This window comes from Polaribacter sp. NJDZ03 (assembly GCF_019263805.1).
Lineage (GTDB): Bacteria > Bacteroidota > Bacteroidia > Flavobacteriales > Flavobacteriaceae > Polaribacter.
In genome coordinates this window covers 3,385,470-3,411,178 of sequence record NZ_CP079195.1, presented here as the reverse complement: position 1 = coordinate 3,411,178, position 25,709 = coordinate 3,385,470, and the positions used below count along the sequence as shown (strand labels likewise).

Genomic DNA, 25,709 nt, shown 5'->3' with positions numbered 1-25,709 from the left:
TTAAACATTTAAAGTGAAAAACAAAACTCTTATCAGTAAAGAATTAGACAATTTTTACAACAAAGCATCAGAAGAAACCAGACTAGAAAAAGGTATGGGTATTTTTGAATTTGAGCGTATAAAAGACCTCATACAGTTACATATTTCTAACCCAAAATCTAAAATTATTGATGTTGGTGGTGGAACCGGTAAATATTCTGAATGGTTGGCAAAAAATAACCATACCGTTCATTTAGTAGAACCTGTTTTAAAGCACATAAAATTGGCCGAAAAAAGATCCAAAAAATTAAAAAATCCTTTTTCTGTTGCCATAGGTGAAGCTAAAAATTTACCTTTTGAAGACAATGTTGCAGATTTGGTAATTTTACACGGACCTTTATATCATTTACAAAAAAGAGAAGACAGAGTTGCAGCTATTATTGAAGCGAAAAGAGTCTTAAAAAAAGGCGGAATTATTTTAGGCTTTGCTATTAACGCAACAGCTTCTACTGTTGTTGGTCTAATGAATGGGATGATACATGCCAACTCTTTTTTTAATATGTGTAAAGAAGAATTGACTACAGGAGTTCATGATGCGCCAAAAGATTTTCCTTTTTTATTAGCTGATGCTTTTTACCACAAACCAGCAGGACTAAAAGCAGAGTTTTTAGAGCAAAACCTCAACTTTATAAACCTTTTTGCTGTTGAGGGAATGATCTGGTTAGACAATGAGTATTTTGCAAATATGTTAGATAAGAAAAAATCGAAAACATTAAAAGCATTGCAAAATCTTACTCAAAATGATGAGTATTTACTACCTTTTAGTCCACACATGATGATTGCTGTAAAAAAATAGTGGAAAGTACTGAACACATAAATAATTATTGGAATACTTGCAAAAACTGTAAAGGCACAGGTAAAAAAAGGAAAAGTCTTCCTAAAAAAACACGACTCATTTATAAAAACTCATTAGAACAATTTGAAAAATCTAATGGAAAAATACCCACTCCAGTTTTACCTAAGGGACAACTACAAACGTGCGGTAAATGTAAAGGAACCGGACTTATGAAATCAAATAATCTTCCGGTTGTTGACACAAAAAACTACCCACATATAGCTATTATTGGTGGTGGAATCGGAGGCGTTGCACTCGCTGTTGCATGTTTACATCGAGGAATTCCTTTTACACTTTATGAACGAGATGTTAATTTTGATACTCGCTCACAAGGTTACGGACTTACTTTACAACAAGCAAGCAAAGCAATGGCAGGTTTAGGTATTGTAAATCTAAAAGACGGAATTACATCTACCAGACACGTAGTTCATACTACTAAAGGAGAAATAATTGGCGAATGGGGAATTAGAAAATGGGGACGATCAGAAACAAAAGTAGCACCAAAACGAACCAATATTCACATTGCAAGACAATCTTTACGTTTGGCTTTGCTAGAGCAGTTGGGCAATACCGATAGCCTAAAATGGGGACATCAATTATTAGATTACAAAGAGCAAGAAGATGGAAACATTCTTCTAAACTTTAACGTAAATGACAAAATTATAACAGAAAAAGCAGACCTAATTGTTGGTGCAGACGGAATTAGAAGTACTGTAAGAAAACTGTTAATTGGTGACAATATTTCTCCTTTACGCTACTTAGACTGTATTGTTATTTTAGGCATTTGTCCTCTAAAAAATCTATCAGGAATTGAAAGCCCTTTATTAGATTCCGCTACCGTTTTTCAAACGGCTAATGGTAATGAGCGCATCTACGTGATGCCTTTCGATTCAGAAAGTATTATGTGGCAACTTAGCTTTCCTTTATCAGAAGAAAAAGCAAAAGAACTTAATGTTAAAGGAACAAAAGCGTTAAAGGAAGAAGCGTGTAAAAGAACGCAATGGCACAGCCCTATTCCTCAAATTGTTGCTGCCACGAATGAAGCTCAAATATCTGGTTACCCTGTATACGATAGAGAATTACTAAATGCTAAATTGTTAGAAAAAGAAACTAAAGTAACACTAATTGGAGATGCAGCTCACCCAATGAGCCCCTTTAAAGGACAAGGTGCAAACCAAGCTTTGTTAGATGCACTTTCACTTGCAAGAAGCGTTACTAAAAACTGCAAATTATCATCTAAATGGAAAGAAGTTGGAATACGAAAAAGTGTACTCATTAAATTTGAAGATGAAATGTTAACACGTAGTACTTCTAAAGTAAAAAGTTCTGCAGACGCGGCACAATTACTACATTCTAAAATTGTACTTTATAAAGGTGATGGGCCTAGAGGCAAACATAGAAAGGAAAAAGAAGTATAATATTCAACTTTAAAACAGGTTTTATTGCTGATTTTCAACCTCTTGTAAAATTCTTCTAATAAACATGATTCCTTATTCTATTTATTAAAGAAGCTTTCCGTTGCTCACATTTAAATTACCGCTTATCATATTATTAAATTAAAAAGGAACTGTCTTATCTACATTTACAATATCATTAAAAAATAATAAATTATGATTATAATTGTAACAGCAGTAATAGAAATAGTTGAAACAACAATTCAATTCGTTTTTCAAATATTAATCTAATACATCTATTAAAGATGGAAATAATAAATTAGAAGAAAATAATCTTTAATTTAAAATTGTAAGTTTGATTAACAGAACTCATAATACATGAATTTATCTTTAAAAAGATTTTATATACTATTCAACCTCATTGGATGGTTCCTTTTGTTTACCTCTACATTAGCAGGACCAAAACTATTTCTTTCTGGAGAAGTACTGCCACCAGAACGTGTCTTATTTTATTGGCTAGAAACTATTGCATGTACTATATTAGCCTTTATATTTTCATTTACAATCTCTTTTTTTATTGATAAAAAAATAAATTTTAATAGCAACTGGAAAAGAATCACTTGGAAAATTTTTATAATCTTCACAATTGTACAAGCTTTGTATTCATTGTTTATTTGGCCTATACTAGATTTTGTAAAAGCATACACAAAGTATCAACCTACTTCAGAAGTAACTTTTACTGGTAAAATTTATAATGTATTTTATTTTGCAACCTTATTTGTTATCTGGCTGTTTATTTTTTTAACCATTAAGATTTACCATCAATTAAAAACAGTGCAGATTAAACAACTGCAATTAAAAGCCACCTTAAAAGAATCTCAATTAAACACTTTAAAAGGACAAATAAACCCACATTTTATGTTTAACAGCTTAAATAATATACGTGGACTTATGTTAGAAGATGTTACTAAAGCTAGAAATATGCTTACTAGTTTATCTGAAACGTTACGCTATTCACTTACAAAAAGTGATCTAAACGCTATTTCTTTAGAAGATGAATTAGAAATGGTAGAAAATTATATTGCTATTTCTAAAATTCAGTTCGAAGATCGTTTACAGTTCGAAACTCATATTGATAAAGATTCTTTAAGCAAACAAATTCCACCAATGATTATTCAAATGTTAATTGAAAACGCATTGAAACACGGAATTTCTAATTTAAAACAAGGAGGCTCTATAAGCTTATCGACTGCTATAGAAAGTAGTCAATTGCAAATTGAAGTTATAAATTCTGGAACCTTACAAAAAGGTGAAAAAGGAACTCAATTAGGTATAAAAAACATTAAAAAGAGGTTAAAACTACTCTATGGTGAAGCCGCTAATTTTAGATTAGTAGAAGTAGACAATCAGGTCATTGCAACGATTAAGATTCCATTAATATGATAAAGTTAAAAGCAGTTATTGTAGAAGATTCTCGTTTGGCTCGTAATGAGTTAAAAGAGCTCATGAAAGTACACAAAGAAATTGAAATTTTAGGAGAAGCAGAAAATGTAGATGACGGTTTTAAGCTGATAAATGAAACAAAACCCAACTTACTCTTTTTAGATATAAATATGCCTGAAAAAGATGGTTTTGAACTCTTAGAAATGTTAGATGAAGTTCCTCTTACTATTTTTACCACTGCTTTTGATGAGTATGCAATTAAATCTTTTGAATACAATGCTTTTGATTACCTATTAAAACCAATTAATCAAAAACGTTTTTCTAAAAGTATTGAGAAAATATTTGAAAGTATCAATAACAACGCAACACCTATCATTAAAAATGAAAATGCCTTAAGTTTAGATAAACAAATTTTTATTAAAGACGGAGAAAATTGTTGGTTGGTAAAGTTAAAATATATTTCGTTATTTGAAATTGTTGGCAATTACACACGAGTCTACTTTGAAGACAAAAAGCCATTAATTTATAAATCTCTAGCACAAGTAGAAGAAAAACTACCAACTGAAGTATTTTTTAGAGCTAACAGACAACAAATAATTAACATTAATCATGTTAAAAAAGTAGTTTCTTGGTTTAACGGAAAGTTAAAAATAGAAATGAATTCTGGCGAAGAAATCGAAATTTCTAGAAGACAATCCTATTTATTTAAAGAACAATTGAGTTTCTAAAAAAAAACTCCAAAAAAAAGCTCTATTTTTTTTTAAAAAAAAAGTTTTAAATAGGTTCTTTTTCTTAACCTTTTATTAAAGGAGTAGTATTTGCTATAATTAATAAACTAATTTTCAGCACAATTAGAAAAAAGATTACAAACATCTAAACTATCTTTATGTTTTTATGTTACTTTTTATTATTTTATGTGTCTAATAAGTAACAGACATAAAATACAATTATGAAAAAAATACAATCCCTATTAATTTTAATATCTCTTTTTTTAGCAGCAACCTCTTATGCACAAGAAGTAGTCTATAAAGACACCACTTATACTGTTAAAAGGAAATCTATTTATTTATCAAAAATTGATGTAACAAAAACTTTAAAACCAGAAAAGGTAAATGAAATTTTTGCTATTCATAAAATAAATGAAGATAAAATAGATGCTATAAAAAAAACAGCCAAAGAAAAAAAGGCGTCAGAAAAGAAACTTAAAAAAGCTGAAAAAGCTTTAAAAAACAAGGTAAAGGCACAAAAGAAGTTAAGTAAAGCAAACGACAACTTAAAAAGTGGTATCAAAAAATTTAATAAACTTAAAAAGAAAGGTGACTTATCTCCTAACGACAACCAGAAATGGTTAGAAAAAATAGAGAAACTAAAAAAGAAAGTAGCCAAAGCAGAAAAGAACTTTAAAAAATCATAAGTTCTTCTAATGTTTTAGTCATAATAAAAAAAGGGCACTGTCTCATAAAGTGTGTAGGTTTTAAAATCTCAGGTTAATTAATTAACCTGAGATTTTTTTATTAATTTTAAATTTCACATACTTATGAAATCAGAAAATATTTTAAAAGCAGATTTTTTAAAGCAATTTAAAAGCAGATCAAAACTTCACTAATTTTCTAGAATAGTTTCATAAACAAGGCACAGAAAAGATCCTTGAAGGAGAATTAAATGCTCACCTAGATTATGATAGACATCAAAAAAGTATATCAACTAATCTTAGAAATGGGTATCCGAAAAAGAAACTAAAAACAACTTTACGAGACACAGAAATAAATGTTCCAAAAGACCGTGAAACTTGCTTTAACCCAATGGTTGTTAAAAACAAAAAAAAGAGAAAGTACTACAGAAAGTATAGAAAACATTATAATTTCCCTTTATGCAAAACGGATGAGTAATAGTGATATAGAAAATACACTCTCATTCCCAACCGATGAAGCTGTCATGAAATCTGTTTTTTTAGACCTGAGAGAAAGTACTAAAAAGTGGACAATGCCAATTAGAAATTGGGGAGTTATACTTAATCAAATTTCAGCTATATTTGAAAATAGGATTAAACTATAAATAATTTAACCCTGAGTTTTAACTTACACAGATTTTAGGATAGTGTCATTATAATTATCCTATTTTAACTAATCTTCCTTTTTAAAATACACATACACAGGAAAATGGTCTGAAAAACCTCCTTGATACCAAGGTCCAATATAAGTTCTAAACGGACTGCCTTTTAACTTCCCTTTAAATATTTTTAACCATTTTTTATTAAAAACTTCGGCATGTTTAAAATAGATTTTTCCCTCTTTTTTATCTAAAAAATTTTTGGTAATAATTATCTGATCAAATAAATTCCATTTTCCTTCATAGGTTAAAGAACCAATAGCATCTCTATCCAATATTTTTTCCATAGGATTGTAAAAATCATCTGTCATTAAATATTCTTTAATAGATTTATTTGTTGGGTCGTCATTAAAATCGCCCATAATTATAATTTTTGCATCAAAATTTCTGGCTTGTAATCCTTCTATAATAGTTCTTGCTAATTTTGCTGCATCAATTCTTTTTGGCTCAGATTCTTCTATTCCTTCTCTTCTAGATGGCCAATGATTTACCAAAACATGGACTAATTCTCCGTTTAAATTACCAGAAACCACTAAAATATCTCTTGTATAATCTCTCTTTCCTTCTTCATCTTCTAAATACAAAGGAAAATGTTCTGAGTCTATTAATTCAAATAATTCTTTATTGTATAAAAGTGCTACATCAATACCTCTATCATCCGGAGAATCATAATGTACAAAACCATAATGGTGCTTTTTTAGATCTTTTGAGTTAGCCAAGTCTTTTACCACTTTTGCATTTTCTACTTCTACCAAACCAACAAGTGCTGGCACAGTATAAGATCTTTCTTTACCTAATTGAGAAATTACAGAACCTAATTTTTTAATTTTATCTCTGTAACGTTTATTATTCCAATGATTTTTTCCGTTGGTGGTAAAGTCATCATCAAATGTTTTAGGATCGTTTACCGTATCAAATAAATTCTCTACGTTATAAAATCCTACAGTAAAAATATTTTTACTCCTTTTTGATGATGAAAAAAATGATTGCATGTATCTTTTTTATTATGAAAAGTAAAAATAAGGAAATAAACCTTTTTTACTGGTAACTTAAATTATATGTTTTGTTAACGTTTACTTATAATCTATTCCTTTTTTCTAATCTAAGTTTGCAATGATAAAAATCTAAACTAATAATAAACCTTTAAAACCATTGCTATAAGAAGAAAGAGTATTGAATTTAAATTTGAATTAATTATTAAAATCCTTAATTTTATTGAGGATTTTTTTGTGCATTTACAAATCAAATCTTTGTATTTTTGTAGTCTATGATAGACGAACGCGAAGTAATATCGGAAAAAGCTGTTTTAATTGGAATTATATCTCAGAAACAAGATGAAACTCAATCTACAGAATACTTAGATGAATTAGAGTTTTTAACGCTTACTGCAGGTGGAGTTGCCGTTAAACGTTTTGTCCAAAAGATGGAAAAACCAAATCCTAAAACTTTTTTAGGTGTTGGTAAATTAGAAGAAGTTAGAGATTATATTGAATCGAATCATATTGGAACTGCCATTTTTGATGATGAATTATCTCCTGCTCAAATACGTAATATTGAAAAGGTTTTAGATTGTAAAATCTTAGATAGAACCAACTTAATCTTAGATATTTTTGCACAAAGAGCACAAACAAGCTCTGCAAAAACACAAGTAGAATTAGCTCAATGTCAATACTTATTACCACGTTTAACAAGATTGTGGACACACCTTGACAAGCAAAAAGGTGGTATTGGTATGCGTGGACCTGGAGAAACAGAAATAGAAACAGATAGACGTATAATTAGAGATAAGATTTTTCTTTTAAAGCAAAAATTAAAAACCATTGACAAACAGATGGGTGTGCAACGTAAAAACCGTGGAAAAATGGTTAGAGTTGCTTTAGTTGGTTACACAAATGTTGGTAAATCTACCTTAATGAATGTAATTAGCAAGAGTGATGTATTTGCAGAAAACAAGTTGTTTGCAACCTTAGATACTACTGTTAGAAAAGTAGTAATTAAGAACATCCCTTTCTTATTAACAGACACTGTTGGTTTTATTAGAAAGTTACCTACACAATTGGTAGAATCTTTTAAATCTACTTTAGATGAAGTACGTGAAGCAGATTTGTTGTTACATGTGGTAGATATTTCTCATCCTAATTTTGAAGATCATATTGCCTCTGTAAATTCTATTTTAGCTGATATAAAATGTGCAGACAAACCAACTTTAATGGTTTTTAATAAGATTGATGCATATGCTCATGAAACAATAGATGAAGATGATATTGTTACAGAAAGAGAGAAAAAACATTATACTTTACAAGATTGGGAAAAAACTTGGATGAATGATTATGAGGTAGAATCTATCTTTATATCTGCTTTAAACAAAGATAATTTAGAAGATTTTAAAGAAAAGGCTTACCAAGAAATAAAGAAAATTCACATTCAGCGTTTTCCTTATAATGACTTTTTATATTATGAATATAAAGAGGAAGAGTAAATAATTATGATTTGATAAAATAAACTTCAAAGAAATGAACAAGAGCTCCACAGAATTAGTAGACCATTTAGACAAACACTATATACATAGAAGTAATTGGTTAAGGGCAACTGTTTTAGGAGCAAATGACGGAATTTTATCTACCGCAAGTTTAGCTATTGGAGTTGCTGCTGCAAGCGATTTAAGAGAACCTGTAATTCTAGCAACTTTAGCTGGCTTAGTTGCTGGGGCATTATCTATGGCAGCAGGAGAATATGTTTCGGTAAGTTCCCAAACAGATATAGAGACTGCAGATATTGAAAGAGAAAAAAAAGAACTAGAAGAAATGCCAGAACTTGAGTTACTAATGTTGGCAAGAATCTACGAAGAGAGAGGTCTTAAAAAAGAAACAGCTTTACTTGTTGCTAAAGAATTAACAGAAAAAGATGCGTTAGCCGCGCATATTAGAGATGAATTAGGTATTAATGAAATTAGTCAAGCAAATCCTATACAAGCTGCAGTAGCATCGGGAGCTGCTTTTACAATTGGCGGATTACTTCCTTTTTTAGTAACTCTTTTTCTACCTTTAGAAAGCTTAGAATACTCCATTTATGCTTCCTCAATATTATTTCTGATGCTTTTAGGAGCCTTAGCTGCAAAAGCAGGTGGTTCTAATATTGGAATAGCAATTTTAAGAATTACTTTTTGGGGTACTGCCGCAATGGGTTTAACTGCTTTTGCAGGATACTTATTTAATGTAAATATCTAAAAAACTATCAAAAAAAAAATTAAAATACGTTAAAACAGAAGACTATTCCTCCTTGTTATCATCATTAATTCCCATTTTTTTAACTCGATTTTTCCAAGATTTTTTAGCATGAGCTTGTAAGTCTGCCACAGAATCGCTTTCATCCATTATCTCTAAACCTAATAAAGTTTCTATTACATCTTCTTGAGAAACAAGTCCGCTTACAGAACCATATTCATCTACAACCAAAGCAATATGTTCTTTCTCTTTAATTAATTTTTCAAATAAATCAGGAATCGTTAAATCTCTATCTGTAATTATTATATTTCTTTTTATAGAAGCTAAAGGCTCTGCTCCTTTTCCACTAATTATAGCTTCAAATAAATGGTCTTTTAAAAAATACCCTGTAATTTCATCTGGGTTTTCCGCAAAAACAGGAATCCTAGAATAACGTAATCTTTTATGTTCTTTATAAAAAGCTTCTATCGTTTGGCTTTCATCTGCTATTTCTAGTACAGACCTAGGCGTCATTACATCATTTACTTTAATCTCTTTAAAACCTAATAAATTTCTAATAACCTTACCTTCGCTTTCATGAAAAACACCATCTTTTTCAGCCATTTCTGTCATCACCAAAAACCCTTCTCTACTTAAAATACTACCATGTCCTTTGCCTCCAATTAATTTTGTAGTTAATTGTAAAACCCAAATAAAACCTGTCCATTTTAATGGAAAAATCATAATATTTAAAGTCTTAGAAGTAAAGTTTGCTAACTGTCTCCAATAAGTGGCTCCAATTGTTTTAGGTATTATTTCTGATGCTACTAAAATTAAAATAGTCATTATTGTAGACACAACACCCACCATAACATCTTCTGTTAATTTAATACCCAAAATAGTTTTAGTAGAAGTACCATACATTTCTGCATAAGCTACTTTTGCTTGTACACCAACTAAAATAGCACCAACTGTATGTGCAACTGTATTAATTGTTAAAATTGCTATTAAAGGTTTGTCTACATCTTTCTTTAACGCTTCTAATTGTATTGCATATTCAAGCCCTTCTTTCTTTTTTAGATTGATAAAAGTTGGCGTAATACTCAATAAAACTGCTTCTAGAATAGAACATAAAAATGAAAAGAAAACAGAAACGGTAGCGAAAATTATTAATAATGTCATCAACAAAGATTTAGAGTGTAAAAGTAAGCAAAATAAAAAACCTCAAGAATTTCTTCTTGAGGTTTAAATAAAATATTATTTGATACTACTTAAAAAGCATAACTCAAACCTAGTAAATAGTAAGATTGTAATTTGTTATCTATATTGTCAAAAGTAGCTGTAGGAACAACAGCATTATCTAAAGCATTGTTTAAAGCTTCTTGTTTATTTTGACGTAAACCTAACTCAAAACCAACTCCAATTCCTTTCCAAATTTTATAAGCAAAAGAGTTTGTAAAAGTCCAGTTAGATAAATCTGATGTCTCATAGCTTTGAAACATAGATAAATTAGACTTTACACTTAGTTTACCATATTTCTGTGTGTAATCTGCTACAACTTTAGCACCTAAAGAAGATTCGAAAACTGTATCTCCACTACTAAAAACAAAATTGTAGTTTCCTGGATGTATAACAACCACTAAATTATTTGTAGGTGTCCAAGTTGTACCAATACCTAAATCTAAATATCCAGGGTCGTTAAAATTGTCTATAATAGTGGTTCTATATTCTGCTAAACCAGAAAGTGCCCATTTTTTATTTAATCGCTTACCATATAAAGAGCTAATTGTAAATACATCTGTAGTAGCTTCAAAATCTTCATCTCCAGGAACTCCTTCTTCATCTAGTTTTACCCAACCTAAATTAACCGCAGCAGAGTTTCTCCAGAAAAAATCTTCTTTAATTAAATTAGCAAAACCATTTACTGTAATACCTATATTACCAGCAGTTGCTGTAGGTGCAGTTCTAGAATACCAGTTATTAAAACCAGAAAAACTACCTCCAATGGTACCAAAAGCACCTTTTCTCCATCCTGGAAGTGCATCTATTTTTGCTTGTAAAGCTTTTACTTCTCCATTTAATTTAGCAATTTCTGCTTTTTTAGGAGCTTGTTCTTTTTTTAATTCTTCTGCTGTTTGTCCGTTAATAGATAAACTAGCCAATACCAATAAAAATAAAATTGATAACTTCTTCATTTTTTTGTTTTTTAAATTTAAGCGTGCAAAAATACACCTTTTCTTCTTTAGACCATAAAAAAATTAATAAGTCACTTTTTGGTGGAAACTATAATTTAATCCTAAACCAAATAGTTGTCTAAATTGCACTTTACTAGAAGCATTATCATCTACAATAGTATGAAAAGTCATTTGCATTTTAATATTATTATTTACTTTAAAGCGAATGTTTGTTTGGTTTTCTACATCTACATTTTCTGGCTGATCTAGGTAATCTGAGTAGAGTGCAACAATATTTTCCATTTCTACATTCTCCATTATACTAAACTTAAAATAACCAGATAGGTTAAAACCTAAACTAAAATTGGTATTATCCCCTTCATCTACACCAAATTGACCAGAAAAGAAATCGCTAACCATGGTTAATCTAGCTGTAGCCGGAGCTATATTTATATTTGAATTATCAGACTTTTTCCATAACATACCAGTACCTAAGCTTAAATAGGCTGGTGAAAAAAGATCTGAAACAGGCAATGCAGGTTCTACTTTATAATTATAACCTCTAGAATATTGCGTCTTAAAATTAATAAATTGTGATAAAAACCAATTATTACCCGATTTTATCCCTAAAAGAGAATTTAATTCGAATCTATCATTTGTTTTTCGATACCCTTTGTCATTTAAATGGCTAGATCCATAAGCAGTTACTATTCTAGTATCCCAATTGACATTATTTTTTTTGTAATTAAAATCGTAGTTTACATTTATGTCTCCTGCAACCGTGTTTTCTCCCCCAGATGTCCAATTAGAGAAGGTAGATTGATTGAAAATAAAACCAAACTTTCCATTAATTTTCCATTTAGGAATAGGTAACGTATCTTTTTTCTTTTTTTGTGCATAAAAAGAAGTGGATAAAATAAGGAACAAAAGAAGTAATACTCTTCTCATTTTAAAGTTATTTTATAAAGACAATCTACCCAATAAAGTAAAATTATCTTTTAGTTTTATATAAAGGCACTGTAGAGCAAGCTTCTCCAAACATGATAGACCTTGCTACTGGTTGTAATTTTTCTATTAAAAAGACATACGCAGAATTAGGGATTGGTTTATTTGCGCACCCTTTTATAATAACAGGTGCATCTATAAATTCTTTAAAATCTAAAAAACCAATTAATTCTTGATAAAGTACAGTTTCTAGCAATTCTAAATTACCAATAACCACTTTATTTGCAAACGGAATTAATTCTGATGCAACTAACATAAAAGCCCAAGAAGGAATTATTGCATCTACAGAACAAGAAATAGCTACAAAAGTATTTTTGTACTGAGACCAATCATGGTTTTGTACAGATTCTCTAAAGTCTTTTTCTTTTAAGATTAACTCTTGAAACAACCAATCTTTCACATCAAATTCAACTCTTTTCCCTTCCGGATAGATTTCTTCTAAATCAAAGGTTTTAAGTTTACTATTTGTAACTCTATTTATAATTTCTTCTTGCATTTTTAAAGTTTCAAAGTTGAGATTTCTCAATCGCTTAAAAAAGCTCATTTAGAAATGACATTGGTTGTTTTATTCTAAAATTGGTACTAATAACAGAGAACTGTTTTACAGCATTCCTAATTCTAATTTTGCTTCTTCACTCATCATATCTTGTGTCCAAGTAGGATCGAAAGTAATTTCTACTTCACAGTTTGCAATTTCTTCTAAAGTTTTTACTTTATCTTCAATCTCAACTGGCAAACTTTCTGCTACCGGACAATTAGGTGAGGTTAATGTCATTAATATTTTTGCATTATTATCTTCAGATACAAAAACGTCATAAATTAAACCTAATTCGTAAATATCTACTGGTATTTCTGGATCGTAGATTGTTTTTAAAACATTTACAATTTTATCTCCTATTACTTCTAACTCTTTATCTGTCATTATATTTCATTTAACAATTAGTTTTAACCAATTGTATTTTAATTTGCTAATTTAGTTTGTTGCGCAATGGCATACATTTTTATGTACTTTACCATAGAAACTAACCCATTTGCTCTGGTTGGCGATAAATGCTCTTTTAAACCTATTTCATCAATAAAATCTGTAGAGGCACCTAAAATATCTACTGGTTTTTGATTTGAATAAACCCTCAATAACAATGCCACAATACCTTTGGTTAAGATAGCATCACTATCCGCAGAAAACTTAATAATATCTCCCTGTAATTCAGAAAATAACCAAACTTTAGACTGACAACCTTTTATTAAATTTTCATCTAACTTATTTGCTTCCTCTATAATTGGCAACGATTTCCCTAACTCTATAATGTACTCATAGCGTTCCATCCAATCATCAAACATAGAAAACTCATCAATAATTTCTTCTTGTATTTCTTTGATAGTCATTTTTAAAACTTATTTTTGCACTTTTTAAAAAGCATTTTATAAAATGCAAAATTACGTATAAAATCTAAGAAATGAGTAAATTATTAGCAGTTGGTACAGTAGCTTTTGATGCAATTGAAACCCCTTTTGGGAAAACTGACAAAATATTAGGTGGATCTGGAACCTATGTAGGTTTAGCTGCAAGTCAATTTGGAGTAAAAACAGGCGTTGTTTCTGTAGTTGGTGGAGATTTTCCTGCATCCTACTTAGAAATGATGAATGATAAAGGAATTAATACCGATGGAATTGAGGTAGATAAAGAAGGTAAAACTTTTTTCTGGAGTGGTAAATATCATAATGATATGAACTCTAGAGATACTTTAATTACAGAATTAAACGTGTTAGAGACTTTTACACCTGTTGTACCAGAAAACTTTAAAGATGCTGGCATTGTAATGTTAGGTAATTTACACCCGTTAACACAGGCATCTGTATTAGATCAAATGACAGAAAGACCAAAATTAGTAGTTTTAGATACTATGAATTTTTGGATGGACATTGCTTTAGATGATTTACATACTGTTTTAAAAAGAGTAGATGTAGTAACTATTAATGATGAAGAAGCACGTCAGTTATCCGGAGAATATTCTTTGGTAAATGCGGCTAAAAAGATTCATGAAATGGGTCCTAAATATGTAGTGATTAAAAAAGGAGAACATGGTGCTTTGTTATTTAATGAAGGAGATATGTTTTATGCGCCTGCATTACCTTTAGCAGAAGTTTTCGATCCTACTGGAGCTGGAGATACATTTGCGGGTGGTTTTTGTGGTTATTTAGCAAAAACAGAAGATATTTCTTTTAACAACATGAAAAATGCAATTATCTACGGTTCCAACCTAGCATCTTTCTGTGTAGAGAAATTTGGTACAGAGCGCATGCAAAACCTTACAAAAGAAGACGTTAAAAAGCGATTACAAGCTTTTAAAGATTTAACACAATTTGATATAAAAATATCTTAATTTTAATCCGCGGTTTTTTGCTGCGGATTTTTTTTTTACAACAACACAACAAAAAAACTATAAATACCAATGAGTGATGCTATTAAACATGAATGTGGAATTGCACTTGTTAGATTAAAGAAACCGTTACAGTTTTATAAAGACAAATACGGTACTGCTTTTTACGGAATTAATAAAATGTATTTATTAATGGAAAAACAGCACAATCGTGGACAAGACGGTGCAGGTTTTGCCAGCGTAAAATTTAATGTAGAACCAGGTACAAGATACATTAGTAGAGTGCGTTCTAACCAATCGCAACCAATACAAGATGTTTTTGCTCAAATTAACCAACGTTTAAATAGTGTTTTAGAACAAAACCCTGATAAAAAAGACGATGTTGCTTGGCAAGAAGAAAACATGCCCTATGTAGGAAATCTATTTTTAGGACACGTACGTTATGGTACTTTTGGTAAAAATAGTATAGAAAGTGTACACCCGTTTTTACGCCAAAGTAACTGGAAACATAAAAACTTAATAGTTGCTGGTAACTTTAACATGACTAACTCTAATCAAATACTTGAAGAATTAGTTGAGTTAGGGCAACATCCTAAAGAGTTTACAGACACTGTAACTGTAATGGAAAAGATTGGCCATTTCTTAGAGGACGAAGTTGGAAAATTATACCAAGAAGCAAAGAAAAAAGGACTTAATAAAAGAGATGCTTCTCCTTATATAGAAGAAAACTTAAAGCTTAAAAAAGTATTAAAAAGATCTTCTAGAAACTGGGATGGTGGTTATGCAATGGCTGGTATAGTTGGTCATGGTGATGCTTTTGTTTTAAGAGACCCGAACGGAATTAGACCTACTTATTTTTATGAAGATGAAGAAGTTGTCGTTGTTGCTTCAGAAAGACCAGTTATTCAAACTGTTTTTAATGTAAAGATAGAAGACGTTCAAGAATTAGAAAGAGGACATGCTTTAATTATTAAGAAAAGTGGCGTAACTTCAATTAAGAAAATTATAGAGCCTAGAGAAAAACTAGCTTGTTCTTTTGAACGTATTTATTTTTCTAGAGGTAGTGATGCTTCTATATATAAAGAACGAAAAGACTTAGGAAAAATAGTGTTTCCAAAAATTTTAGACTCTATTAATAGTGATATTTCTAACACTGTGTTTTCTTTTATACCAAACACTGCAGAAACTTCTTTCTACGGAATGGTAGAAGCTGCTGAAGATTTATTAAACCAACAAAAAACAGCAAAAATTTTAGCTGGTGGAACAAAATTATCAGCACAAAAAGTTACAGAAATTTTATCTGAAAGACCTCGTTTTGAAAAAATAGCGATTAAAGATGCTAAATTAAGAACTTTTATTGCAGATGATAGTAGTAGAGATGATTTAGTAGAGCATGTTTATGACATTACCTATGGTGTTGTAAAACCTACTGATAACCTGGTTATTATTGATGATAGCATTGTTCGTGGAACTACTTTAAAGAAAAGTATTATTAGAATTTTAGATCGATTAAAACCTAAAAAAATAGTAGTAGTTTCTTCTGCTCCACAAATTAGATACCCAGATTGCTATGGTATTGATATGGCAAGAATTGATGATTTTATTGCTTTTAAAGCAGCTTTAGAATTATTAAAAGATACTAACCAATATCATATTATAGACGAAGTTTACAAGAAATCTAAAGAGCAACAAGGTAAACCAGACACAGAAATTATAAATCACGTAAAAGAAATTTACAGTCCTTTTAAAGCTGAAGAGATTTCTGCTAAAATAGCAGAAATGCTAAAAACAAAAGATATTAAAGCAGAGGTAGAAGTAATTTATCAATCTATAGAAGGCTTGCATAAAGCATGTCCAGACAATTTAGGAGATTGGTATTTTACAGGAAACTACCCTACTCCTGGAGGACATAGGGTTGTAAACCAAGCTTTCATTAATTTCTATGAAGGTAATAGCGAAAGAGCGTACTAAATAAATTTCATCACACTTGTGTGATAAAACACTTATCAATAATATCTTGATTCTAGTAATATTTTAATACTAAAGTCAAGATATTATTTTTTTCTTTAACTTCACTTTAACTAAAAGTAACATTTACCATTTCTCTTTAACATCTAAGAAAAATCAGTTAAAAGCACATTTAAACACATTTCCCTTTAACATATCTTTAAGTTTTCTTTAAGACTCCTTTTTTATTGTTTCCCTAAATTGGTCCGTAATTCAAATAACATTTTAATGATGACAAAAAAATTACTTACTAAATTATTTTTAGTTGCTTTTGTTTTTGGTTTTACAACTCAAACAGAAGCCCAATTTTGGAAGAAAAAAAAGGACGAAACTCCTAAAGAAACTCCCAAAAAGAAACCCGAAAAAGGAGACATTCAACCTTACAGCAAAGTAGTAACCAAAGATTATAAAACAGACGAAGGTTTATTTAAAGTTCACACAAAAGGTGATTCTTATCTTTTTGAAATACCAGATTCTCTTTTAACAAGAGAAATGTTAATGGTAACAAGAATAGCAAAAACAGCAACCGGAATTGGTTTTGGTGGCGGAAAAACAAATACGCAAGTATTACGTTGGGAAAGAAAAAATAAACAAATTCTACTAAGAATTGTTTCTCATGACATTGTTGCAGATACTGTTTTACCAGTTCATAAAGCCGTTGTAAACTCTAACTTAGAGCCTATTCTATTTTCTTTTCCTATAAAAGCAATCAGTAAAGATTCTACAGCTACAGTAATAGATGCTACTCCTTTATTTGCTACAGATATAAAACCTTTAGGTTTTCCTGGTTTTTATAGAAAAGCGTATGGTGTTACAAGAATGGATAAGGACCGTTCTTACATAGAAAGAGTTAGTAGTTATCCGAAAAATATAGAAACGAGACATGTAAAAACATACTCGGCAAGCAAAGCTCCTTCTAATAGTGCATTGGGTTCTATTACTTTAGAAATGAGTAATTCTATGGTTTTACTTCCTAAAGTACCTATGAAACGTCGTTATTTTGACGAACGTGTTGGTTGGTTTGCTCGCGGACAAGTAGATTATGGTTTAGATGCTCAAAAAAGTAAAACAGTTACGTATCTAGACAGATATCGTTTAGAAGTAAAAGATGAAGATATTGAAAAATTTAAAAGAGGAGAATTAGTAGAACCTAAAAAACAAATTGTTTATTATGTAGATAGCGCAACTCCAGAAGAGTGGGTTCCTTATATTATACAAGGTGTAAATGATTGGCAAGTTGCTTTTGAAGCAGCAGGTTTTAAAAATGCAATTGTGGGTAAAAGAGCACCTACTAAAGAAGAAGATCCAGAGTACAGCCCAGAAGATATTCGTTATTCTGTAATTAGATATTTAGCATCACCAATTCCTAATGCAAACGGTCCTCACGTTAGTGACCCTCGTTCTGGAGAAATTTTAGAATCAGATGTTAACTGGTATCACAATGTAATGTCTTTATTACATAATTGGTACTTTATTCAAACTGCAGCCATTAATACTGAAGCAAGAAGCAATAATTTTAAGACAGAAATAATGGGTGAATTAATCAAATTTGTGTCTTCTCATGAGCTAGGTCACACATTAGGTTTACCACATAACATGGGGAGTTCTGCGGCATATCCTGTAGATTCTTTGCGTTCTGCATCTTTTACTAAAAAATACGGAACAGCTCCTTCTATTATGGATTATGCTCGTTTTAATTATGTTGCACAACCAGAAGATAAAGGTGTTGCTTTAATGCCAAATATTGGTGTGTATGATAAATATGCAATCTCATGGGGGTATAGACCTATTTTAGATACAGATGCTAAAGATGAAAAAACAGTTTTAGATGCTTGGATTTTAAAACATGCTGGAGACCCAATGTACAGATTCGGACATCAGCAAGCAGGTAGTGTTGTAGACCCTAGTTCTCAAACAGAAGATTTAGGAGACAATGCAATGAAGGCTTCTATGTATGGAATTAAAAACTTACAAAGAATTTTACCAAGATTAGAAGAATGGACTTCTGAAAAAGGTAAAAATTATGACGATTTATCTACGATGTACGGACAAGTTTTAGGTCAGTTTAATAGATATATGGGGCATGTAACAGCTAATGTTGGTGGTGTATATGAAAACTATAAAACTACAGACCAAGAAGGAGCTGTTTATACTTATGTAGACAAAGCAACTCAAAAAGAAGCGTTACAATTTGTTATTGATGAGTTATTTAAAACTCCTAATTGGATGTTAGATAAAAACATTTTTAGCAAAACAGAGTTTTCTGGTTCTGTAGAAAGAGTTCGTGGTTTACAAGCAAGAACTTTAAATAATATATTAGATGCTGGTAGAATGGCTCGTATGATAGAAAATGAAACGGCTAACACAACGAGTGCATACACCTTAATTAGCATGATGAGCGATTTAAGAAAAGGTGTTTGGAGTGAAATCTACACTGGTAAATCTATTGATACTTACAGAAGAAATTTACAAAGAGCTTATTTAGATAGGTTAGATTATCTTTTAAACAAAGCTTCAGACCAAAGAGGTGTAAACAGTGGCTATAGAAAAAGTACTGCTATTAACATCAATCAATCTGATGTAAAATCTGTTGCTAGAGGAGAGTTGAAACGTTTACAACGTGATGCTAAATCTGCTTCTAACAGAGGAAACACTTTAACACGTTACCACTTACAGGATGTTGTAGATAGAATTGAGACTATTTTAGACCCTAAATAATATAAACATTATTTTATATATATTTAAAACCTCATCTTAATTGATGAGGTTTTTTTTATGCGTATTAATTTGGATTGTTTCTAAACCCAAAAAACACTAATTTCGTTATCGTCTGATATATCGAATTAAAACTCGTCATATCAATAAAGTTGGCAATAATTATGAAAAAACTACTACTAACAACTTTTTTACTAATATTTACAATTCAATTCTTCGCTCAATCTGACGAGGGGAAAATTGTAAATCAAAAGTTTAATTCAGAATCTTTTGGAACTGAAAGAGAAATAAAAATATTTCTACCAATTGAGTATGAATTAGAACCTGATATGGAATTTCCTGTAATATATTTACTTGATGCTCAAAATGAATCTCTATTTAATTTAGCAAAATCAACAATAGATTATTTAATAGGCTCAAATGAAATACAACCATCAATATTAGTTGGAATTATTTCAGAAAATAGACAATTTGAATTTTTATCAAAAAACGAAAATAAAGAAACTTTGGAAAGATATGAAAAAGTTGGTGGTTCGATTAACTTAATGGAAAGTTTAAAAAATGAAGTGTTTCCCTATATAGATAAAAACTACAGAGTGAAATCCAATCGAATTGGAATTGGACATTCTCTTGGCGGAACATTTCTCACAGAAACATTAATAGACAAACCAAAACTATTTAATGCATTAATTCTTATTAGCCCAAACTATGTTTATGACAATGAGAAAATACTTAAATCTATAGATAAAATTTCTATCAACATAAAAAGCAATAACAATTATATCTACTCAATTAGTGGAACTATTGGAAAGTTTGAGAATGAATTTAATCCTGTCACAAAAAAAGTAGACTCATTATTTAAACTAAACAAATTAAAATCAACACAGTGGAGTTATAGAAAAATTGATAATTATAATCACGGTACTATTTTACTGGAAGGCATACAAAAAGGGTTAATTGATTATTCAAATAATTTCGACTTATCAAAAATCAATAATAATGGATACGAACAATTATCAGTTAATAATTATGAAAAAGCTTTTGAGATTTTTCAACGTGGTATCGAATTATTTCCGAATGACTCTAATATTTATGATAGTTTTGCCGAAGCTAAAGAAAAAAGCGGAAATCGAAAAGAAGCTAAAGAACTTTATTTAATCGCTTTAGCAAATTTGAAAAAGGAGAAAAAAAAATACAAAGAAAAAGAATTTTTGAGACGAAAAAATATTTATAAGAAGAATATAAAACGTGTGAGCAATTAACTATTGCCAACACCGTGTAAAAAAAATTGCTAAATTAGTGCTTTACTAAAGGCAGTTGCTTTTTTGCAAACAACAATTTTCCTACGGAAAATAGCCGTTCACAAAAATCGCAACTTTCATTATACAACAACGATAACGAAACCATAATCCCTAATCAACTTAAAATAAAAAAAGTCAACAAACAAATTGTACGTATTAATGATAATATCTACAACTATGTTTATCAAACGCATTAAAAAGTATTCTATATTTGCAGCACAATATTTTTTATGAGTCAGACACTTTTATCATCTCCTTTACAAGGCTTTACAGATTACAAATTTAGAAACGCATTCAATCATTTTTTTGGTGGAATAGACACTTTTTATTCGCCATACATCCGTTTAAACGGAAAATTAGTGATTAAGAATTCTTACAAAAAAGACATTGAACTCGAGAATAATACTGATTTAGAAGTAATTCCGCAAATTATTACCAATGATGTAGAAGAATTTTTGTTTGTTTCTAAATACGTAAGAGAGTTAGGTTACAAAGAATTAAACTGGAATTTAGGCTGCCCCTACCCGATGGTTACCAAACGCGGAATGGGTTCTGGACTAATTGCAGATCCGGAGAAAATAAATAGTATTCTTCATAAAATTCATAATGAATCTGATATTTTAGTTTCTATGAAAATGAGAATGGGCTATGATACTCCTGAAGAAATTTTAGAGGTTTTGCCTGTTTTAGATAACTATCCATTAAAAAACATTGCTATTCATGCAAGAATAGGAAAACAATTATACAAAGGCGGAACAGATTTAGATTCGTTTCAAAAATGTGTAGACAATACAAAACACAAATTATATTACAATGGAGATGTTACTTCTGTTGCAGCATATAAAAAGCTACAAGAACGTTTTCCGTCTATAGATCATTGGATGATTGGTAGAGGACTAATTGCAGATCCTTTTTTACCAAGTATGATAAAAGCAGAAACTACTGAATACCCGAAAAATAGGTTCGATATTTTTAACGAATTTCACGATCGTATTTTTACTGAATATGACGCAGCACTTTCTGGTCCAACGCCTATTAAAATGAAGATGCTTGGTTTTTGGGAATATTTTTCTCAAAGTTTTTCAAATCCTCAGAAAACCTATAAAAAAATTAAAAAAGCAGGTAGTGTAAAAAATTACGAAATAGCTGTTAGAGAAATTTTTAAAGAGGCTAAAAACGGTTAAATAAATTCGTTATTGCGAGGTACGAAGCAATCTGTTTAATTAAAAAGTAGACTGCTTTATGAACACGTAATGAGATTCCTTTTCGTTCCTCAGTCGGAATGACACTCGTTCTAAAATTAACTTCTAAGATTGAGGATGCTAAGCTCTAAACAAATCGTAAAAAGGGATAAATTAGATAGAATACATCGCTATATAATATTCCTCCTTGTTCCTCATTCGGAATGACATTCGTTTTAAAATTGATTTTTTTAATTGGCAAAATACACTCAAAGTATATCATATTAAGTGATAATTTATACAAAACTATCACTTAATATGATTTCTCTCATCCCTCATTAGGAATGAAAAATCGTTTTAAAATTAAAGTGCCTTAAGAAACAGTTTCATTAGGATTTTCTTTATTAAAATCACTTACAACTTTAGCAATCACTGTATCTATTCTTTCTTTACTAATATCATATTTAGGATTTAATCCTTTTTTCTCTGGAAAATTCTCGATAGTAACCGTTGTAGAAGGAAATGCAAAATCTACACCTAACTCTTTTGCTAATTTTACAATAGCAATATGCAATCTGTGTTTAGAAGATTGCTCTACACCCCAAGTTAAGCTCTTAAAATAGACATTAACCATTACCAATAAGGCCGAATCTCCAAAACCTGTAAACTCTACATTATAAGAATCAGATCGTGTTTCTGGGTGTGCAATAATAATTTCTCTAACCCCTTTTACAAAAGCTTCAATTAATTCTGGAGGTGTATCATAACGCAAACCTAAGTTTGTATTATATCGTCTAAATAAACGCAATCCTTTATTATTGATCACCAATTCAGACAATCTACTATTCGGAATTTGAAAGATAGAAGTATCTGCTGCACGTACTTGTGTAGACCTAAACCCTACTCTTTCTACAGTACCTACTACTTCTCCTGCCTCAATCCAATCATCTATATGAAATGGTTTGTCAAGAAAAATCATAATGGTACCAATCAAGTTTTTTACCGTGTCTTGAGAAGCCAAAGCAAATGCCAAACCTCCAATTGTTGCACCAGCTATCATTGTTGTTGTATCTACACCAAAAAGCACTAACAATCTTAAAGCCCCACCCACAAGAACCACACCTGTTAAGAAGCTGTGTAAAATAGGCACTAATTGATCATCTAACCTGCCATGAGTTCTTTCTGTAAACTCACCATAAATACGCATTATAACTTGTACCAATTTTAAGAAAACGTAAATCCAGAAAACAGTTTCTGCAATATTTAAAGTTAAAAATACCCACGTATTTGTGGTTAAACCAAATTGTAATGAAGGAAAAGCTTTATCTATAAAAGTTAATGCAACCAATAAACTTATTGGATGTGCCAATTTTTTTATCACTTTATTAACCTCTAAATTGGTGTTCTTTGTAATTTGTTGTTGTAACTTTAATAAAATAAAAAATGCAATCCTCTTTACAATTAAGAAAATAAGATAGGCTATAATAAATAGGATTAACAATCCTATAATTTTCCACAATTCTATATTCAGTATCTTTTTATACCCAGAAAGAGGTATTATATCTTGTATTTTTTGAATATACCAAGGATATACAGATTTGTATAAACCTTCTATTTTAGTAATTGTTTCTGTAGAATAATACCAATTTTCTCCAATTTTTTCTACATAAATTTGTGGCATTCTTTCTGGAAACAATACATATTTAGAATAAGAAGAATAGCCAACTGTATCTTTATAATTAGCATCGGTAGGTATTTTGTCTAAATCTACATACAAACCTTTACCGTCTAAAACCTGCTTTATTTTTATTGCTTTTTCAATAGCTTTCTCTTCAGAGAGACCTAAAATAGTTTTTGCCGCTTTTTTAGGTTCATAAGAATCCGATTGCAAAAAGTATAAATGTGTATAAACAGTAGCGTGAGGGTTACTCATATCTACACGTATACTATCTTGTGCTATGGTACATATTGGTAATAATAAAAGGAGCCACAAAAAATTTTTCATCTTTATTTCTTAAAATCGTGTTAAATAGAAATGCAAATTTAAACCTTTTCATTTTTTAAGAGTCCAAGAAGCGTAATTAAAAAATAACAAAACAAAAAAAATGAAAAACATAGTAACAATTTTAGTACTTGTAATCGCTTTTACATTTACTACACAAGCACAACAAAGAGGCGGACAACAAAGAGGTGGACAAGTTTCTACTGAAAAGATGTTAGAAAAAATGACAACCGATTTGAATTTAACAGAAGATCAGCAAAATAAAATTAAACCTTTATTAGAAAATCAAAAAGCAGAGAAAAAAGCCTCTATGGAAGCAAGAAAAGCTGCAAGAGAATCTGGAGTAAGACCAAGCAAAGAAGAACGCGAACAACTTAACGCTGATAGTAAAGAAAAAGCAACTGCTTTTAATACAGAAATGAAAAATATTCTAGACGAAGAGCAATTTGCTAAGTTTGAAGCAATGGCTAACGAGAAAAAAGGAAATACTGAAAACAGAGGTAAAAAGAAAAAAAGTTAATAACATATAGTTTAGGTTAATTTGTTTATTAAAACTCGGTTTCTTTATAGAGACCGAGTTTTTTTTTAACACACACTCACACACTCTATGTTAAATACATGTTAAACAAAAATTTACATTAAACCATTCTATTTTAGAACTGTCAAAGAAGTATACAAAAAAACATTAAAATTATATAAATATGAAAAAATTAGCAAGCATTTTAGTATTAGTATTTGCAATTACATTTACTACACAGGCACAGAAAAGAAGAGGAGGAAACGGAGAAAGAGATTTTAAATTAACAACAGAACAACACGCTACTTTAGCCGTTAAAAAAATGACTTTGGCTCTCGATTTATCTGAAAAGCAGCAAAACCAAATTAAGCCTATTTTAATGGCTCAAATGGCAGAAAGAAAAACTATTATGGCAGAGAGAAAAGCAAATAGAACTGATAAGAAAAGACCTACTGCAGATGAAATGTACGCAATGCAAAACAAAAGATTAGATAACAAAATTGCAATGAAAAACAGAATGAAAGACATTTTAAGCAAAGAGCAATTTGTACAGTTTGATAAAATGCAAAAAAACAGAAGCAAAATGGGAATGCATAAAATGAAAGAAAAAAAAGGATCAAAAAACAACAAGGAAGATCAAAGAGGTGGTAGATCTAAAAAATAAAAGTAAACTAGTTTTGGTTGATTAGTTGATTAAAAAAACCCGATTTCTTAATTGAAATCGGGTTTTTGATTTTATAACGAATTGGTTAGCGTTAGGGATTGAGCGGTCTGTTTGAGCTCTTTTTTGTGTTTACAAAAAAAGCGAGTAGCGAAAGCCCGACCTTGTGTAACGCCCAAACCTTATTCTTTAAACCAACTAGAGTATTTTAAATAATTATTGGCAATTCTATCAATCTCTCCAGAAATTAATTCTTGCGAAATATCTTTTACTTTTTTAGCTGGTACTCCTGCATAAATACTTCCACTTTCTACTCTTGTATTCTTAGTAACTACTGCTCCTGCTGCAATTATGGAGTTAGATTCTATAACACAATCGTCCATAATAATAGAACCCATACCTACCAAAACATTGTCGTGAATAGTGCAACCATGTACAATTGCATTGTGGCCAATGGATACATTATTGCCAATGGTTGTAGGTGATTTTTGATACGTTGCATGGATAACCGCGCCATCTTGAATGTTGACTTTATTACCTATTTTTATGTAATGCACATCGCCTCTTAGCACTGCATTAAACCAAATACTACATTCTTTTCCTAATGAAACTTCACCAACAATAGTAGCGTTTTCCGCCACGTAACAATCTTCTGGTATTTGTGGATGGTTTCCTCTTACTGCTTTTATAATTGCCATAATTTATAAATTTAAATTGTATTTTTTAGTATTATAACATTGTA

General features: G+C 30.3%; 24 protein-coding genes. 15 read left to right on the top strand and 9 right to left on the bottom strand.

Features of this window, described 5'->3' with window-relative positions; translation table 11 throughout:
- Positions 1–13: 13 nt before the first annotated feature.
- From KV700_RS14455 to KV700_RS17310, 6 genes are all read left to right on the top strand, one after another.
- Positions 14–835, top strand: coding sequence for a class I SAM-dependent methyltransferase (locus KV700_RS14455; RefSeq protein WP_218598294.1), 822 nt, complete (start codon positions 14–16; stop codon positions 833–835).
- 209 nt (positions 836–1,044) lie between these two features.
- Entirely contained in the window at positions 1,045–2,292 is a 1,248-nt protein-coding gene (locus KV700_RS14450; protein WP_368384759.1) for an FAD-dependent oxidoreductase, read from the top strand.
- 354 nt (positions 2,293–2,646) lie between these two features.
- The gene (locus KV700_RS14445) at positions 2,647–3,711 is read left to right on the top strand and encodes a sensor histidine kinase (protein WP_166385632.1); all 1,065 of its coding nucleotides are present in this window, start codon (positions 2,647–2,649) and stop codon (positions 3,709–3,711) included.
- Complete coding sequence (locus tag KV700_RS14440; protein ID WP_218598292.1) at positions 3,708–4,439, top strand: LytTR family DNA-binding domain-containing protein; 732 nt, start codon at positions 3,708–3,710, stop codon at positions 4,437–4,439. Before KV700_RS14445 ends, KV700_RS14440 begins: the two co-directional genes overlap by 4 nt.
- 221 nt (positions 4,440–4,660) lie before the next feature.
- Positions 4,661–5,125 (top strand): glycine--tRNA ligase subunit alpha, encoded by a 465-nt coding sequence (locus KV700_RS14435; protein WP_218598291.1) that lies wholly within the window; start codon positions 4,661–4,663, stop codon positions 5,123–5,125.
- 229 nt (positions 5,126–5,354) lie between these two features.
- Positions 5,355–5,600: a transposase gene (locus tag KV700_RS17310; protein WP_302849998.1), complete on the top strand. Its 246-nt coding sequence runs from the start codon at positions 5,355–5,357 to the stop codon at positions 5,598–5,600.
- 234 nt (positions 5,601–5,834) lie between these two features.
- On the opposite strand, the gene KV700_RS14425 is transcribed toward KV700_RS17310, so the two are convergent.
- Positions 5,835–6,812 carry an endonuclease/exonuclease/phosphatase family protein gene (locus tag KV700_RS14425; RefSeq protein ID WP_218598290.1) on the bottom strand — a complete coding sequence of 326 codons (978 nt, stop codon included), beginning with the start codon at positions 6,810–6,812 and terminating at the stop codon, positions 5,835–5,837.
- 275 nt (positions 6,813–7,087) lie between these two features.
- Between KV700_RS14425 and hflX the strand changes: the two genes are divergently transcribed.
- Both hflX and KV700_RS14415 read left to right on the top strand, forming a co-directional pair.
- Positions 7,088–8,299: a GTPase HflX gene (gene hflX, locus KV700_RS14420; protein ID WP_166385641.1), complete on the top strand. Its 1,212-nt coding sequence runs from the start codon at positions 7,088–7,090 to the stop codon at positions 8,297–8,299.
- A gap of 34 nt (positions 8,300–8,333) precedes the next feature.
- Positions 8,334–9,047 carry a VIT family protein gene (locus tag KV700_RS14415; protein WP_166385643.1) on the top strand — a complete coding sequence of 238 codons (714 nt, stop codon included), beginning with the start codon at positions 8,334–8,336 and terminating at the stop codon, positions 9,045–9,047.
- Positions 9,048–9,089: 42 nt separating this feature from the next.
- On the opposite strand, the gene KV700_RS14410 is transcribed toward KV700_RS14415, so the two are convergent.
- The 6 genes from KV700_RS14410 to KV700_RS14385 form a co-directional block, all read right to left on the bottom strand.
- The gene (locus KV700_RS14410; protein WP_218598289.1) at positions 9,090–10,205 is read right to left on the bottom strand and encodes a CNNM domain-containing protein; all 1,116 of its coding nucleotides are present in this window, start codon (positions 10,203–10,205) and stop codon (positions 9,090–9,092) included.
- A gap of 89 nt (positions 10,206–10,294) precedes the next feature.
- Complete coding sequence (locus KV700_RS14405; protein WP_218598288.1) at positions 10,295–11,218, bottom strand: DUF3078 domain-containing protein; 924 nt, start codon at positions 11,216–11,218, stop codon at positions 10,295–10,297.
- Between the two features lie 63 nt (positions 11,219–11,281).
- Complete coding sequence (locus tag KV700_RS14400; protein WP_166385649.1) at positions 11,282–12,145, bottom strand: DUF3078 domain-containing protein; 864 nt, start codon at positions 12,143–12,145, stop codon at positions 11,282–11,284.
- 43 nt (positions 12,146–12,188) lie between these two features.
- Entirely contained in the window at positions 12,189–12,698 is a 510-nt protein-coding gene (locus KV700_RS14395; protein WP_166385651.1) for a DUF2480 family protein, read from the bottom strand.
- A 105-nt stretch (positions 12,699–12,803) separates the two neighbouring features.
- Positions 12,804–13,124, bottom strand: a complete 321-nt coding sequence (locus KV700_RS14390; protein WP_166385653.1) for a DUF59 domain-containing protein — start codon at positions 13,122–13,124, stop codon at positions 12,804–12,806.
- 38 nt (positions 13,125–13,162) lie between these two features.
- Positions 13,163–13,588 (bottom strand): SufE family protein, encoded by a 426-nt coding sequence (locus tag KV700_RS14385; RefSeq protein ID WP_218598287.1) that lies wholly within the window; start codon positions 13,586–13,588, stop codon positions 13,163–13,165.
- 71 nt (positions 13,589–13,659) lie between these two features.
- Here KV700_RS14385 and KV700_RS14380 point away from each other — a divergent pair, with 71 nt between their 5' ends.
- The 5 genes from KV700_RS14380 (at position 13,660) to KV700_RS14360 (ending at position 21,790) form a co-directional block, all read left to right on the top strand.
- Positions 13,660–14,586 carry a PfkB family carbohydrate kinase gene (locus tag KV700_RS14380; protein WP_218598286.1) on the top strand — a complete coding sequence of 309 codons (927 nt, stop codon included), beginning with the start codon at positions 13,660–13,662 and terminating at the stop codon, positions 14,584–14,586.
- Between the two features lie 69 nt (positions 14,587–14,655).
- Positions 14,656–16,554, top strand: coding sequence for an amidophosphoribosyltransferase (locus KV700_RS14375; protein ID WP_218598285.1), 1,899 nt, complete (start codon positions 14,656–14,658; stop codon positions 16,552–16,554).
- Between the two features lie 267 nt (positions 16,555–16,821).
- Positions 16,822–19,308, top strand: coding sequence for a zinc-dependent metalloprotease (locus tag KV700_RS14370; protein ID WP_218599864.1), 2,487 nt, complete (start codon positions 16,822–16,824; stop codon positions 19,306–19,308).
- Between the two features lie 161 nt (positions 19,309–19,469).
- Positions 19,470–20,567 (top strand): alpha/beta hydrolase-fold protein, encoded by a 1,098-nt coding sequence (locus KV700_RS14365; RefSeq protein ID WP_166385661.1) that lies wholly within the window; start codon positions 19,470–19,472, stop codon positions 20,565–20,567.
- Positions 20,568–20,836: 269 nt separating this feature from the next.
- Positions 20,837–21,790, top strand: a complete 954-nt coding sequence (locus KV700_RS14360) for a tRNA-dihydrouridine synthase (protein ID WP_218598284.1) — start codon at positions 20,837–20,839, stop codon at positions 21,788–21,790.
- 370 nt (positions 21,791–22,160) lie between these two features.
- Here KV700_RS14360 and KV700_RS14355 read toward each other — a convergent pair whose 3' ends face one another.
- The gene (locus KV700_RS14355) at positions 22,161–23,792 is read right to left on the bottom strand and encodes a mechanosensitive ion channel family protein (protein WP_218598283.1); all 1,632 of its coding nucleotides are present in this window, start codon (positions 23,790–23,792) and stop codon (positions 22,161–22,163) included.
- A gap of 100 nt (positions 23,793–23,892) precedes the next feature.
- Between KV700_RS14355 and KV700_RS14350 the strand changes: the two genes are divergently transcribed.
- Entirely contained in the window at positions 23,893–24,309 is a 417-nt protein-coding gene (locus KV700_RS14350) for a Spy/CpxP family protein refolding chaperone (protein ID WP_218598282.1), read from the top strand.
- Between the two features lie 181 nt (positions 24,310–24,490).
- Positions 24,491–24,970 (top strand): hypothetical protein, encoded by a 480-nt coding sequence (locus tag KV700_RS14345; protein WP_218598281.1) that lies wholly within the window; start codon positions 24,491–24,493, stop codon positions 24,968–24,970.
- A gap of 179 nt (positions 24,971–25,149) precedes the next feature.
- Here KV700_RS14345 and KV700_RS14340 read toward each other — a convergent pair whose 3' ends face one another.
- Positions 25,150–25,665, bottom strand: coding sequence for a gamma carbonic anhydrase family protein (locus KV700_RS14340; RefSeq protein ID WP_218598280.1), 516 nt, complete (start codon positions 25,663–25,665; stop codon positions 25,150–25,152).
- Between the last annotated feature and the right edge of the window lie 44 nt (positions 25,666–25,709).

Coding starts and splice junctions, on each gene's coding strand:
- KV700_RS14450 (WP_368384759.1), top strand. CDS start 1,045: ATGAAATCAAATAATCTTCCGGTTGTTGACACAAAAAACTACCCACAT.
- KV700_RS14445 (WP_166385632.1), top strand. CDS start 2,647: ATGAATTTATCTTTAAAAAGATTTTATATACTATTCAACCTCATTGGA.
- KV700_RS14440 (WP_218598292.1), top strand. CDS start 3,708: ATGATAAAGTTAAAAGCAGTTATTGTAGAAGATTCTCGTTTGGCTCGT.
- KV700_RS14435 (WP_218598291.1), top strand. CDS start 4,661: ATGAAAAAAATACAATCCCTATTAATTTTAATATCTCTTTTTTTAGCA.
- KV700_RS14425 (WP_218598290.1), bottom strand. CDS start 6,812: ATGCAATCATTTTTTTCATCATCAAAAAGGAGTAAAAATATTTTTACT.
- hflX (WP_166385641.1), top strand. CDS start 7,088: ATGATAGACGAACGCGAAGTAATATCGGAAAAAGCTGTTTTAATTGGA.
- KV700_RS14415 (WP_166385643.1), top strand. CDS start 8,334: ATGAACAAGAGCTCCACAGAATTAGTAGACCATTTAGACAAACACTAT.
- KV700_RS14410 (WP_218598289.1), bottom strand. CDS start 10,205: ATGACATTATTAATAATTTTCGCTACCGTTTCTGTTTTCTTTTCATTT.
- KV700_RS14405 (WP_218598288.1), bottom strand. CDS start 11,218: ATGAAGAAGTTATCAATTTTATTTTTATTGGTATTGGCTAGTTTATCT.
- KV700_RS14400 (WP_166385649.1), bottom strand. CDS start 12,145: ATGAGAAGAGTATTACTTCTTTTGTTCCTTATTTTATCCACTTCTTTT.
- KV700_RS14395 (WP_166385651.1), bottom strand. CDS start 12,698: ATGCAAGAAGAAATTATAAATAGAGTTACAAATAGTAAACTTAAAACC.
- KV700_RS14390 (WP_166385653.1), bottom strand. CDS start 13,124: ATGACAGATAAAGAGTTAGAAGTAATAGGAGATAAAATTGTAAATGTT.
- KV700_RS14385 (WP_218598287.1), bottom strand. CDS start 13,588: ATGACTATCAAAGAAATACAAGAAGAAATTATTGATGAGTTTTCTATG.
- KV700_RS14380 (WP_218598286.1), top strand. CDS start 13,660: ATGAGTAAATTATTAGCAGTTGGTACAGTAGCTTTTGATGCAATTGAA.
- KV700_RS14375 (WP_218598285.1), top strand. CDS start 14,656: ATGAGTGATGCTATTAAACATGAATGTGGAATTGCACTTGTTAGATTA.
- KV700_RS14370 (WP_218599864.1), top strand. CDS start 16,822: ATGACAAAAAAATTACTTACTAAATTATTTTTAGTTGCTTTTGTTTTT.
- KV700_RS14365 (WP_166385661.1), top strand. CDS start 19,470: ATGAAAAAACTACTACTAACAACTTTTTTACTAATATTTACAATTCAA.
- KV700_RS14360 (WP_218598284.1), top strand. CDS start 20,837: ATGAGTCAGACACTTTTATCATCTCCTTTACAAGGCTTTACAGATTAC.
- KV700_RS14355 (WP_218598283.1), bottom strand. CDS start 23,792: ATGAAAAATTTTTTGTGGCTCCTTTTATTATTACCAATATGTACCATA.
- KV700_RS14350 (WP_218598282.1), top strand. CDS start 23,893: ATGAAAAACATAGTAACAATTTTAGTACTTGTAATCGCTTTTACATTT.
- KV700_RS14345 (WP_218598281.1), top strand. CDS start 24,491: ATGAAAAAATTAGCAAGCATTTTAGTATTAGTATTTGCAATTACATTT.
- KV700_RS14340 (WP_218598280.1), bottom strand. CDS start 25,665: ATGGCAATTATAAAAGCAGTAAGAGGAAACCATCCACAAATACCAGAA.